Source organism: Paenibacillus taichungensis (genome assembly GCF_013359905.1).
Taxonomy (GTDB): domain Bacteria; phylum Bacillota; class Bacilli; order Paenibacillales; family Paenibacillaceae; genus Paenibacillus; species Paenibacillus taichungensis.
In genome coordinates this window covers 217,614-231,142 of record NZ_JABMCC010000121.1, presented here as the reverse complement: position 1 = coordinate 231,142, position 13,529 = coordinate 217,614, and the positions used below count along the sequence as shown (strand labels likewise).

Below are 13,529 nucleotides of genomic sequence, written 5' to 3'. Positions count from 1 at the left end.
ATATGGTCTCCTTTTGTATTTAGATAAGATTATTTAATAATTCTTGAGCAAAAAGAGTGTTCAAATAATGAGACGTTCCCGAGCCTATGATTCTTGCATGAAAAGGAGGATTCAAAGCTAAATCGCCAATAAGATCCAACAGCTTGTGACGAGACAATTCATCATGAAAACGTGAATTGGGATAAATTTTCTTTTCACCAATAACTATTCCATGCTCTAAAGAAGCACCTTGAATTAAACCTTTGCTTTTTAAGTACGTTATTTCTTCTTCAAAACAAAATGTTCTAGCTGGTGCGATATCCCTTAAGTAATTGTTTTCTATAAAATTAAAATTGGATGTTTGATCTGAGAGGTAGGCAATTTTATGTTCATTTTTAAAACACACGCAATAGGAGATCATTGAAGAGGGATGAGCTTCAAGAAAAGAATTACCGTGCTCAACTCTAATTTTTTGTTTTAAATGGAGATATGTTTTTTTAATTTCTTGCTGCAGATGGCCAACTTCTAAAATCTTTGCTGCAATACCTGTAGAGCTGCCATCAAAAATGGGTAATTCTTCACCATTAACATCAATAATCACGTTATCGATACCCATCCCTCGAACAGCAGACAGCGTATGTTCAACCATAGATACAGAGTATCCATGGTTGTTTTTAAGCTGTGTGCAACGTTCCGTATTGGATACATTACCGATTTTAGCTTCAATAATTTCATATGGATCTACATCCACTCTTCTAAAAATAATACCCGTGTTTGGTTGTGCAGAATGCAGAGTAATCTCTGACAAATTCCCACTATGTATAGCAATACCGTCTAATGTAAAACGATTACGAATCGTTTTTTGGTACATAGCATCGCCCCCTTTGACATAATTCTCACATTTGGATCCTATTCACATGTATTATATCGATTATGATTAGCTGATGTTGTCGATATTTGGAGTCTCGTCAGAGGAGCATAAAAGAAACCTTAGCACGTTATCTGAGCTAAGGTTTCTAAACGAACCATTTTTTATTTTTCAACTGTCTACTTGACGGGGAACAGTTAAGCGTTTTTGTTTTGTTGGAATTATGGCCCCATAGGTAAATGAAGGGTGAATGTTGAACCAATACCTATTTTACTACGAACGGTAATTCTCCCATGATGATCCTGAGCGATTTTCTGACAGAGTGCCAGTCCAAGTCCTGTACCTTCCTCCTTGGTCGTATAAAATGGATTAAAGATCGTCGCCAGTGAGTTCTCCGGGATACCGCTGCCCGTATCGGTAATCGAGATAATCGCTTTATCTCCATCATGTAACAGATCAATATGCACTTCACCCGGGTCTTCCATTGCTTCAAAAGCATTACGAATCAGATTAATCAGGACCTGCACGATCTTGTCCCGATCCATGTTGACCACAACTGGTTCACCAGTCATTTCAAGTGTAATCCGATGCCCTCGCGATGCTGCATCCGATTCGGTTAACGACATGACTCGTTCAAGACAATGGGCCACTCGTTCGGGCTTCATGTGATTAGCCTGTGGTTTGGAAAACTGTAAAAACTCGGCCGTCAGATCCGTTACACGTGCTACCTCACCCATAATGACCTCATACCACGGTGCTATATTAAATGCCTGTCCACGTGATAACTGCAAGAAACCTCGAATGGCAGTGAGAGGATTACGGATTTCATGAGCCATGCCAGCCGCAAGTTCACCTACAGCCCGTAGTCTTTCCGAGCGGAAAACCTCTTCTTCATTTTTCAACCATTTGCTGCGCTGCTGCTGAAAAAAGCTGTCCTCCGCTACCGTAATAAAGTGTTGCAACGTCTCGGACATTCCCGGATATAGGGAAATGCTGTAGTTTACTTGTAAGCCCCTTAACTCCCCGGACAGCAGTGACACCATGCGTTCTTCGATATTTTGTATTTCAGGCAAAACGACAGCATACCGATCTCCCGCATACCGAGATACGCCATATGCATCTGCAAACTGTTTCGAAACACTCTCGCCTGTCGCTTTGATTACATGATTCCAATTGTCATCGACCTCTTGATCAAACCCGTTGAAATTCTGAATGTTCATGATAATCAGCAAAAATGATCGTTGCTCGTCCGCCGTTTCCTTCAGTACGTTCATATATCCCTCGTAGTTTAGCAATCCGGTGAGCGGATCATGGAGGGTTAGAAAATCATTTTTCTCCCGAAGTTTGCGCTTCTCTGCTTCGCTGTTAATCAAGGTATGATACAAAAAGATAATGACAATTGCAGTTAACATGTCAAACATGGACACCAGCAAATTATATGTATCTATCGTCACATACGAAAGCCGAATCACAGTATATTCAAACACAATCAACATTGAAATGGGTAACGTCTGCGTAACACGCTGTTTATCCTGAATCATCGACATGATGAGCAGGTAATACAACATATTACACCAGTTAAGTTCACTGAAATAATGGAATATGCCAAGAAAAATCCAATGGATGTTACGCAATACCGGATACTGTTTTTCCTTGTATATAGTTGCTACAAATAACACACCAGCACATATCATTAACGCGAGATGGGAAGTAAGCCCTAGAAAATAAGAGGACAGGATAACAAGCAGACATCCGAGCGGGAAAATAACCATTTTCATCGTGTAACTCAGCAAACAGCCTCGCCCCCTTTGACAATACTCACATCTAAGATCCTATTCACATGTATTATATCGATAATGATTAGCTGATGTTGTCGATTATTGGAGGTTCGTCAAATTCACATGAATGTATAAATTTATAATTAAAATAGGACAAACGGTTTATAGGAAATGCACATTACGAAATAATCTTCCAATCACAATGGTCATTACTGTGTTACAATACATTTAATGGGTTTATATAGAATATCACCCTGGTTATGGAGGGATAAACATGATACAACAAAGAAAACCTTTGGGCATCGGGACACTTTCTTTGCTTGTGCTTGCTATAGGGTTTGCCTTTAATTTTTCCTGGGGCACAGCAAAGGTGCAAATCAGCCACTATTTGTTTAATCTACTGAACTTGCCTATCTATAGCGATGGTCATCAAGGATTTCACATTCCCTTTATGGTAGCTATAATCTTTTGGTTATCTTCCGTTTTGATCGCACGCAAATACCATTCTCACTTTGGTACAAAAGTAGCCTACAAGGTCGGTGGTTTCATGCTGATCTTTAGCGTTATGATCTTTCCACTTTACGGTATAATATGGGTTATATTTCATTAAAAGAGCAAACAAGCATAAAGCCAGCTCCCCTGTCATTTCAGGAAGCTGGCTTTATGTTTCATTACTAAACTTCTATTTTTTCGCCATATACTTGCGGATATCAAATGCCACCGCAGCCACAATAATCAACCCTTTAATAATTAGCTGCCAGTAAGGACTTACACCGATAAAGGTCAGACCATAGTTGATGACTCCAAAGATCAACACCCCTGCCATAACACCGGGAACCGTACCAATTCCACCCGCTGTGGAGACGCCCCCCACGACACAAGCCGCAATAGCATCCAGCTCATACATGTTACCGTAATTGTTCGTTGCCCCGCCCGTACGCGCGGCTTCCAGCACACCGCCCAATCCATACAGGGCACCTGCAATGGCATACAACGCAATCAGGTTGCGTGCCACATGAATGCCGGACACATGCGCAGCCTGAATGTTGCCACCGATGGCATACATGTTCTTCCCGAGACGGGTCTTGTTGAAGACCACCCAGCAGATCAGCGCAACCGCTACAGCAATCAATACGATATACGGAATGGAATAACCACCGCCAAGATCAATGTAACCAGAACCAATAACGGTAAAATCGGGCCTCAATCCACCAATGGGTTGTGACTGATTGGGCTCTGTATCAAAATAAATCGAGTTCAGACCATATACCGCAACCATCGTACCCAGTGTCGCGATAAAGGGTGGAACATGTAATTTGGCTACAATGATACCATTCACCAGTCCTACTGCCAATCCGGCAATAATCCCGAAGACCATGGGCGCCCACACCCATAAATGTGGCAGATCAGGAAAGAACCGATTGGCATATTCGTCGATTTGCAGCATGGATGCGGAGACAACAGCCGTTAGACCAACGACCCGTCCTGCCGACAAATCGACCCCGCCCGTTACCAGGATAAACGCCGCCCCCAGCGCAATGATAGCCCGTGTGGAGGACTGTTGTAATATATCCCGAAGTGTAGAGAAAGCAAGAAAGTGCGGATCGGCAATGGCAATGCCAATGACGAGCAGGATCAGCACAATAAAGATCGCGCGCTGCGCCACATACTGCTTCACCTGATTGATAACCTGTGTATTCATATGTTCCCTCCTGACTAAGCCATCCGCTGCTGTGCGGCCAGCCTCATGATATCCTGCTCTGTTGCCTCGGCACCGTCCACGATTCCGGTGAGCCGCCCTTCGCTCATGACCATAATTCGATCCGACATGCCCAGCAGTTCGGGCATCTCCGAGCTGATCATAATAATGCTTTTGCCCTGCCGGGCCAGTTCCGTAATAATGGTGTAGATTTCAAATTTGGCACCCACATCAATCCCACGTGTCGGTTCATCGAGCAGTAGAATTTCAGGGTCAGTCAACAACCATCTGGCCAGAAGTACCTTCTGTTGATTACCACCAGAAAGGTTTCGAATCAGCGTGTTAACTGAAGGCGTTTTAGTTCTAAACTTCTGAGTTTGCTCGCGTGCCTCATCTCGGCCTTTCTTCTCATCCAGCAGACCAATCCGATTCCGGTAACGTCCAAGACTCGCAATAATCGTATTTTCATACACAGACAACACTGGAAAAATTCCTGTGACTCTTCGCTCCTCGGTAAGCAGGGCAATGTTATGACGCTTTGCTGCGGCAGGTGACTTGATCTTCACCTTGCGTCCATGAATGGAGATCGTCCCTGAAGCAAGTCCGCGCAAGCCGAACAATGACTCGATCAATTCCGTCCGCTGTGCCCCAACAAGGCCGCCGATGCCAAGCACTTCGCCTTTCCTCAATTCAAACGTCACATCACGGAACGAATTCGGCTGGCTGGAGGTTAAGCCTTCTGCCTTCAAAATCACTTCTCCAGGTACATTCGTCCGTTCCGGGAAGCGTTCATCCAAGTCACGTCCAACCATGCGGGTAATGATCAGATCGGTCGTTAAATCGGCAGCATCCCAGGTACCCACCACAAAACCATCCCGCATAATCGTGACCTCATCCGAGATCGTCAGAATTTCCTCCATCTTGTGCGAAATGTAGATAATAGACACCCCGCGACTGCGCAGCTGATTAATAATGGCGAAGAGCTGGTCCACTTCCTTGCCCGTGAGCGAGGATGTTGGCTCATCCATCACGATGACTTTAGATTGAAAAGAGACCGCTTTGGCGATTTCCATCGACTGTATTTTGGAAACGGATAAAGTCCCCGCCTGAGCCTTCGGATCAATGTCCAGATTCAAGTCCTTGAACAGAGCCAGTGTATCGGCATACATTCGTTTCTCATCCACCAACAACCCCCTCATTGGAAAGCGTCCCAGCCAGATGTTTTCCATCACCGGACGATGTGGCACCGGGTTCAGCTCCTGATGAATCATCGATATGCCATGCTGAAGCGCCGCTTTCGAACTCGGAATGTCCACCTCATTGCCGTCCATCCGAATCGTCCCTTCATCCGGGCGGTACATACCGAATAGGCATTTCATCAGCGTGGATTTGCCCGCTCCGTTCTCTCCCATCAGCGCATGAACCGTACCCGGCTTTACCTTCAATGTGACCTGACTTAGTGCCTGCACACCCGGAAATGCTTTGGATATTCCGTCCATCTCCAGCAGGTAAGGTGATTCCATCTTTCATCCTCCCCTTCCGTAAACCCGGCAAAAAAAGGACGCCATCTCATGACGGACGTCCCTGTTTGCTGCTGTTATTGGGCGTCGGCAATGTTGTCTTTCGTAATTTTTTTGTAGGCAATCCAAACATATTTGCCATCCGTAATGTCATAACCCGTATTTTCCTTCGTTGGTGTCTCACCTTTCGCGAGTACGGAAGCGAGTGCAACCGTTGCTGCGCCTTGGTTCTTGGCATCATTCAACACCGTGCCCAGCATCGTACCGTCCTGTAGGGCCTGAATGGCCGGAGCCGTTGCATCCACGCCGACAACAGGCATCGTTTTCCCGTCTTTAAAGTATCCGGCTGCTTTCAACGCTTCAATGGCTCCAAGTGCCATGTCATCATTGTTAGCCAATACTGCTTCAATTTTGTCTCCGTGGGAGGCAAGGAACGCCTGCATTTTCTCCTGGCCTTTGACCCGATCCCACATCGCCGTGTCTTCAGCCAATGCTTCCACTTCAATTCCGGCATCCTGGATGGCCTGAACAGAATATTTGGTCCGCAGCTCTGCATCCTGGTGGCCAGGCTCGCCTTTTAGCATGACGTATTGCAGTTTGCCGTCTCCGTTTTTATCTGCTTCCGGGTGAGCCTTCCAGTAGTCCACAATGAGCTGACCGGAGATCGTGCCAGACTCTTCCGCCTTAGCTCCAACGTAATACACTTTATCCCACTTGTTCATGTCTTCGGCAACCGGCTCACGGTTCAGAAAGACAACTGGAATGCTGGCCGCTTTGGCTTTGTCAATAATGACACCAGCTGCGGTCCGGTCAACCGGATTCACAGCCATAGCGTTGTATTTCTTGGATACAAACAGATCGACTTTCTCATTCTGGGTCGGCTGTGCGTTCTGGCTATCCACGATATCAAGTGTGGCTTTGCCTTCCGCTGCTGCGGTCATTGCATTCCGTACACCCGTCATGAACGTGTCATCGAACTTATAGATCGCCACGCCAATCTTCGGCGTTTCCGTTCCTGCGGCCGTCTGACCTCCGGTATCTGTTCCTGTACTTCCGCCCGCGCTGTCTCCGCCACTGCTGCACCCCGCCGCCGCAACCATACACGCTGTAAGCAACAATGTCATCCACGTTTTCTTCATATCCTAATGACCTCCCCCAAGTTCATTCGGCTTTACCGATGTCTTTATTATGAAAGGGTTTACAATAAATTCGAATACAATATCTTCCTCTGTTTTATCGAAATCTTCCTCAATTGAACCTTTACTGTACAAAAGGAAACAACAACTTCTGATTATCCATCCAAAACATATTGTCCGTACTGACCAGCTTCGTTTCCAGTGTTACCCTGGCTTGCACCTGTTGGTTGTTCAACCGTGCAACGGCCTGATTCACACCAAGATAACCTGCACTGAATCCATTTTGCACAATCAAATGCTGAATTCTGCCTTCCTGTAACTGCTCTAACTGCTGCTGTTCACTGCCAAATCCCACAATCTTCACCTTGTTCCCATTGTTCTCGGACGTACGTCGATTGAGTTCATCCGCTGCCCCCAGAGAAGCAGGTTCCTGAAGGGCAATCAACCCGTCCACCTGCTGCTGGTCAAGCAGTTGCTTCGACGCTTGCCAGCAAGCATCCCGGGTGCTGCATATGGATTGGGCCTCCACATGAATGTCCGGGTATTGGGCCAGTGATTCCTTTATCCCTAATTCCCGGTTAATCAGAACAGGATTTACAGGATCAGGACCAAGCAGGGCTATACGTCCTTGCCCTCCCAGAAGCACAGCCATGGCCTGACCCGCCTGCCGTCCAGCTTCAACGTTATCTATCGAGATAACACTTGTTATGCCTTTTACAGGAAATTCATCATTCAGCAAAATAACGGGGATAATCACTCCGTTGGCATCTTTAGTCTGTGCCTTCTGAATGATGTCGCTGAGTGTCTTCTCACTCAAGGGATCGATCAACAGGGCCGATGCTCCCTGCTCCAGTGCCAGTGATACCGCATCCACCTGAGCTTGTTCACGCTCGCTCAGTGGATAAGTCCCATTTTGCAAATGCTCTTGCTTGACCTTTCCCTGTCCTGCTGTGAAGTCAGGGTTGGATGGGGCGTAAGTTAACCCCTCCGAGGGAAAAGCCTCCACCGTAATTAGTTCCGCTCCCGCTTCTTTGGCAGCCGCTTCGGCCCCAAGACGTATCGCTTCTGCGAGTTCTCCGGTTCCCGCTGGCGTAATCAGTGCAATACGCGGCGGCGATCCCGCCGGATCAGCATTCGACATACCGCACGCTACACATAACAGCAGGCAACAAATTGCTACTGTCATGGCCATATAACGAAGGAGAAGAACTCTCATCCGTATGACTTCCACGCGAGGGCAGATGTTTATTTTCATAACGGGATGCCCCATCCAGTCCGTTCTATTGATCTTATTAGCTTTCATGAGCATCGTCCTCCTCTCGTTCCGATTGGATCGGAATCCGAATCCAGACGGTTGTTCCTTCCTCCAGCTCACTCTCAAATTCAAGACCGTAAGCTTCGCCATAATAGAGCTGAATTCGATCATGCACATTGCGTACAGCTACACCTGATCCTGCACCACTTTTCACGATAGGACTGCCCATTAGAAGTTTCGACATCTGCTCTTCCGTCATGCCGACCCCATTATCCGTAATACGAAATACCAGCTTGTCGTCCTCCCGGTATACACGAATCTCAATACATCCCTCGTCCATATGATATTCAATGCCATGCACGATCGCATTTTCAATGAGTGGCTGAAGCAGCAGCTTAAGTGTCAGGTTGTCCAGCGTATCTTCATCCGCCTTCATGATAAAATTGAATTTGCGCTTGAACCGCATTTGCTGAATCGTCAGGTAATGGTGGGCGTGCTCCAGTTCTTCCCTGACCGTAATAATCGTTTTGCCTTGACTAAGACTGATGCGAAACAATCGGGATAACGAAGTGATCATCGTAATGACTTCCTCATTCCGGCTCATGCCCACCATACGCACTACTGAATTCAACGTGTTGTATAGGAAATGTGGATTGATCTGAGCCTGCAAAGCTTCCAGTTCGAGCCGACGCTTCTGTTCCTGTTCATGAATGATTTCATTCATCAAGGTCCGGATTTTATAGACCATCAGGTTAAAACGACGGGATAAACGTTCCACTTCCAGTGGCCCCTCAATAGGAAGCTCCACGTTAAAATCCCCTCGCTCCACGGCCTTCATCTTTCGTTCCATCCGCCGGATCGGACGTGTCAGACTGGAAGAGAGGAATAGCGAGACGAGGATGACCAGTACCAGCACAACCAGCAGTACTCGAATCAGATATCCATTGACCTCCTGGCGGGATGTCATGATCTCATCCAGATAGGCCACACCTACGATTTTCCATCCGATATTGGCGACAGACTTGACCGCATTCAACCTTTTCTGCCCATCCGCCTCATCTTCATAACTGCCGGTTGCAACCAGTGCCTGTTCAATATTTTCACTTTTGAGCCCCATGTACATTAATTGCTGCTGCGGATGGTAGACGATATTGCCCGCACTTTCGTCGATAATGTAGACGTATCCCCGCTGCCCCAGACTGACCCGGCGGCTCAGTTCGTCCATTTGTTTGAAGTTGATATCCACCAGCAGAATGACCTGACGATCCTGACCATTTTGGTGTACAGTAATGCCTTTGCTCATGGAAACGACCCATTTGTATGGGCCTGTGTACATGTTCTGGATATGAGGCAGCGAGAAACTAAGGTGATCCGGTACTCGGAGTGCAGATTGAAACCACCCTTGCTGTGTTACATGTGCACTCGGTTTTAATTCAGCCGAAGGTCTGTTCTTGAGCAAATGCCCTGTTGAATCCAACAAAGTAATGGAGATGATATCTTCACGGCTGCTGAGCAGCGTGTCGAGCTGTTTATCTACCTGATCCCCTTCCCACGTACCGTCCCGCAGCATATGTTCTTCGATGGCTCGATACAGATGCGACATGCTGCGGACATAATCCTCCAGATTGTAACTGACCTGATCCACGATCTGCCTCGTCGTCAGCTCCGCACTTCGCTCCGCGGCCTGCGTGAATTTGTCATGCAGCAGCATCGCCATGATGGTCAGCACCAATACAATGAAGACAGAGAAAGACCACGTAATAATAAAGCGGATACTGCTGACTCTCGATGGACGCAGCCTGGACCGAAGCTTGAGCCAAAGGGATCTTATCCATCCGGCAAACGTTCTCATCGACTTGTGCCTTCACTAGCTGTTAGTGCAGTCTGTTTGCGATATTCTTTGGGCGAGACGCCGATATGTTTTTTGAAGCAAAAACTGAAATAATTCGGTTCCGCGAAGCCTACCTGACCAGCAATCTCAAACGACTTCATCTCCGTGGATCGAAGCAACTCTTTGGCCGCCTCCATCCGGATCTGCATCAGATATTGCAGAAAGGTAAGCTGTACTTCTTTTTTGAAAATGCCACAAAAATAACCCGAGCTGATATGCAGATGCCCACATACTTTCTGAATGGACAGATCCGGATCAGCGTAGTGTTCTTTGGTAAACAACAATGCCTGTTCCACAATATCCTTGTATACATGCTGCCTTCCGCTGGCAATGCGATGTTGAACGAGCAGACAAACCTCGCTCACCTTACCTTGCGCCTCAGACAACCCAGGCAAACGGAACAAATCGGCATACAACTGGAACCCTGCCCCAAAAATGTCCTCCATGGCCTCGCCCGATGCCTGAGCTGCCTTCCAAACGTTTGTTAAAACTTCAATCAGATACAGTTGAATGTCACTTCGCCCATGCTCCACCGTAATTTCCCGGAAAATGATCTCTAGCGCGTCCTCCAGCTCTGCCTGCGTACCCGCTTTCAGACAACGTGTCAGCGTTTGCTGCTTCAACTCGTCAAAACGCAATTTGCCCGCCGTCTGCCGTTCCACATCTGCAATATAGATAAGTGGATCAGTCCCCGGTACAAGCCGATAATCCAGTGCCAGTAGTGCATCCTCATAGGCATGCTTCACACCTGCCAGTGTGTTCACGATTGAGCCCGATCCAACAGTGGCAGGGATACGCAGATAGTGATTGATGCTGCGCATTACATTTTCCAGCGCCTGCTGCTGTCGTTTCTCTGCATCTTCTCCACCCCACCGATCTACATAGAGCAGCACAATCGTCTCCTGATGCATAAAAGCATGTCCGGCCCCATGTTCCGTCCATACCTCTGCGGCAATGTTTAGCGCAGCGAACTGCTTTAGCTCCGCATCCGCGGATTGTTCTCCGTCCATATGCAGAGTTAATACGGATACACCATAACGTTCACCGTGCAGATCCAGTCCACATTGCTTTGCTTTGCCATGGATATATTCCGGCGATTTTTGCCGATGCAGCAAAGTGGCCATCAGGTCCGCCTGTAACAAGGGCAGGCTTGTATAATAATGGTCGCGCAGCTGCTGTACATCCTCTCGTTCGGCCACTTCAGCCGCCATCTGCGCACGCAATCTTGTAAGCAGTTCTGTCAGATGTCCCGCCGAGAAAGGCTTCAATAAATATTCATCCACACTCAGCGAGACCGCTTGCCGGGCGTAGTCGAATTCATCATATCCAGTCAAAATCACCACTTTCACAAGCGGATTTCGTTCCCTCAGCCTTTTGGCAAGTTCAAGTCCATCCATAAATGGCATGCTGATATCCGTTACCACAATATCCGGCTCCACTCGTTCCGCCATCTCCAGTGCTTCTCGTCCATTCTCCGCCAGACCAACTATGCGCAGATCGAGTGCTTCCCAATCTACCTCTACGACCAACCCTTCGCGTACATCCTCTTCATCATCCACCAGCAATACCCGGTACACGTCAGATTCCTCCTTTATTTAAGGGGCCATAAGCCCAAGCAATAATGTATATGTCGATATGATCCAAGGTTGCCATCATAATATACAATATAAATTTAATTATGTAATCGCTTACTTTTGAGATGATAAGATTGATATAATGTGCGCTCACAAACAAACATATGGTAAATTATTGAAAGTGGTTAACTATGAAATAGGATAGGAGTCTATTAACTGATGAATTACTTGAAATCCGTAATGATAACGACCGGTATTGCCGCAATATTAATTTGCAGTGGTGCAATCACGGAGACGATTCGAACCGATCGATTAGAAGCATCCACCGGGTCTTCACGCTGGGAGAACCAACCTCAAGAACTTCAGGAGAAGTTAACAAAATCATGGAGCGGAGGAATAGAGGCGATACGTAACACGCTGAATGAGAATAGTGAAAATGAGAATATAACTGAATGGAAACTGTTTTACAGTTTGGAGGATTCATTAAACACCCTTCCCAATCAAGAGCACTCTTCCTTCATCACTGCCTTTTATAGTAACGAACGAAGAACCATGCTGGAAACCGGGGATATCATGCCTGCCTTGCTTTTACATCCCGATCATACAAAGGCAATACTTTATTGGGAAAAGCATGATGGAACCTATGCCATTATTACACTAGAATCGCAAATCAATGCAAACAACAAACCTGAATGGAATGTAAGTCATTCTTGGATAACCAAACAGCCCTCATCCACTTGAAGTGGGTCAGGGCATTGATCTCTTATCCATTCGTAATCCCTTATAAAGAGTTCTGCATGTACTTTAATCCGGTTCCGTTTCTCCATCCTCTTTTGCTGATAAAGATAGATTGGCATTTAAACCCTTCACATAAATCATCGTGGTATCCGGATTGATATGTCCCATCATTTCTGCCAATTGATGCAGTGGTGTATGCTCGGCCATAGCGTATCCGAACCGATGACGCAGATCATGGGAACTTAGCCCTTCCAGACCGGCTGTAGTCATCACCTTTTTGATCAAATGGCGCAGCGCCCTCTCCGTTAAGCGATCACTGGTTTTCTCGGAAGGAAACAGGTAAGGACTACCCGGTGCGAGGCCAGCCATGTATATCTTCAACAAAGCAATACATGTCATGTTCAGCGGAATTTTCCGTTGACCGTTTCGTTTATCGGCCCGTACGGTAAGTTGCCCGCTTCTTTTGCCCAATTCAATATCATCGGGAGCGAGATTGCATATCTCCATCGTTCGCATACCGGTATGATACATGAGCGTAAGGATGGTCTGATCCCGAAGCGAGTTGCCGTCCTCGACCGCAGATATGAATGATTGTTCTTCCTCAGTTGTCATTCGGCGGGGGCTGACCTTGTCTTCCGGAATGAATTTCAAAGGTTTGGAAGGATCACTGTTGATCCTGGATTCCGATGCAGCCCACTTAAAAAAACGCTTCAATGTAATCAGTCTGCGATTAATGGTAGATGGCTTCAATTGCATTACTTTTTGTGAATCTTCGCGGTAACTGACCAAAGTCGGTGTATGCACTTCTTCGATATGAAATGAAATCTCTACACCCCGAGAATCATTCCCTTTATACCATTCGGTAAAATGCTTCAAATCACTCGCATATTCCTTCAAGGTTTTAGGAGTCAATTCTCCCTGGATCGTAAGCATATGTATGAATTCCTGAACAACCATTTCCCCTTGTACCGAAGTACCAGATACCTTATCCATTAGAAAAAACCTCCAAATCTTGACTTATATTAGCGGACATGGTATTATCATATTAATCGATACATTAGCGGACATCAAGTCTGTGGGTTGAATATACC

The 13,529-nt window shown here is 46.5% G+C and carries 11 protein-coding genes; 2 read left to right on the top strand and 9 right to left on the bottom strand.

Features of this window, described 5'->3' with window-relative positions; all coding sequences use genetic code 11:
- Window positions 1-19: 19 nt before the first annotated feature.
- On the bottom strand, window positions 20-850 hold the full coding sequence (lpxC, locus tag HP548_RS28710; RefSeq protein ID WP_175383572.1) for a UDP-3-O-acyl-N-acetylglucosamine deacetylase: 831 nt from the start codon (window positions 848-850) through the stop codon (window positions 20-22).
- Between the two features lie 218 nt (window positions 851-1,068).
- Entirely contained in the window at window positions 1,069-2,625 is a 1,557-nt protein-coding gene (locus HP548_RS28705) for an ATP-binding protein (protein ID WP_246318258.1), read from the bottom strand.
- Window positions 2,626-2,899: 274 nt separating this feature from the next.
- Between HP548_RS28705 and HP548_RS28700 the strand changes: the two genes are divergently transcribed.
- Complete coding sequence (locus HP548_RS28700) at window positions 2,900-3,235, top strand: hypothetical protein (RefSeq protein ID WP_076290269.1); 336 nt, start codon at window positions 2,900-2,902, stop codon at window positions 3,233-3,235.
- Between the two features lie 72 nt (window positions 3,236-3,307).
- Here the strand turns inward: HP548_RS28700 and mglC are convergent, their stop codons facing one another.
- From mglC to HP548_RS28670, 6 genes are all read right to left on the bottom strand, one after another.
- Window positions 3,308-4,327: a galactose/methyl galactoside ABC transporter permease MglC gene (gene mglC / locus HP548_RS28695; RefSeq protein WP_076290270.1), complete on the bottom strand. Its 1,020-nt coding sequence runs from the start codon at window positions 4,325-4,327 to the stop codon at window positions 3,308-3,310.
- A gap of 14 nt (window positions 4,328-4,341) precedes the next feature.
- Complete coding sequence (locus tag HP548_RS28690) at window positions 4,342-5,847, bottom strand: sugar ABC transporter ATP-binding protein (protein ID WP_163756080.1); 1,506 nt, start codon at window positions 5,845-5,847, stop codon at window positions 4,342-4,344.
- A 74-nt stretch (window positions 5,848-5,921) separates the two neighbouring features.
- Entirely contained in the window at window positions 5,922-6,983 is a 1,062-nt protein-coding gene (locus tag HP548_RS28685; RefSeq protein ID WP_076290272.1) for a galactose ABC transporter substrate-binding protein, read from the bottom strand.
- Window positions 6,984-7,104: 121 nt separating this feature from the next.
- Complete coding sequence (locus HP548_RS28680) at window positions 7,105-8,283, bottom strand: sugar ABC transporter substrate-binding protein (RefSeq protein WP_175383571.1); 1,179 nt, start codon at window positions 8,281-8,283, stop codon at window positions 7,105-7,107.
- Entirely contained in the window at window positions 8,273-10,087 is a 1,815-nt protein-coding gene (locus HP548_RS28675) for a cache domain-containing sensor histidine kinase (RefSeq protein ID WP_175383570.1), read from the bottom strand. Before HP548_RS28675 ends, HP548_RS28680 begins: the two co-directional genes overlap by 11 nt.
- Entirely contained in the window at window positions 10,084-11,703 is a 1,620-nt protein-coding gene (locus HP548_RS28670) for a response regulator (RefSeq protein ID WP_076290273.1), read from the bottom strand. The genes HP548_RS28675 and HP548_RS28670 overlap by 4 nt, the downstream gene beginning before the upstream one ends.
- 216 nt (window positions 11,704-11,919) lie before the next feature.
- Here HP548_RS28670 and HP548_RS28665 point away from each other — a divergent pair, with 216 nt between their 5' ends.
- Window positions 11,920-12,441, top strand: coding sequence for a hypothetical protein (locus tag HP548_RS28665; protein ID WP_175383569.1), 522 nt, complete (start codon window positions 11,920-11,922; stop codon window positions 12,439-12,441).
- Window positions 12,442-12,504: 63 nt separating this feature from the next.
- Here the strand turns inward: HP548_RS28665 and HP548_RS28660 are convergent, their stop codons facing one another.
- The gene (locus HP548_RS28660; protein ID WP_175383568.1) at window positions 12,505-13,431 is read right to left on the bottom strand and encodes a tyrosine-type recombinase/integrase; all 927 of its coding nucleotides are present in this window, start codon (window positions 13,429-13,431) and stop codon (window positions 12,505-12,507) included.
- Window positions 13,432-13,529: the final 98 nt, after the last annotated feature.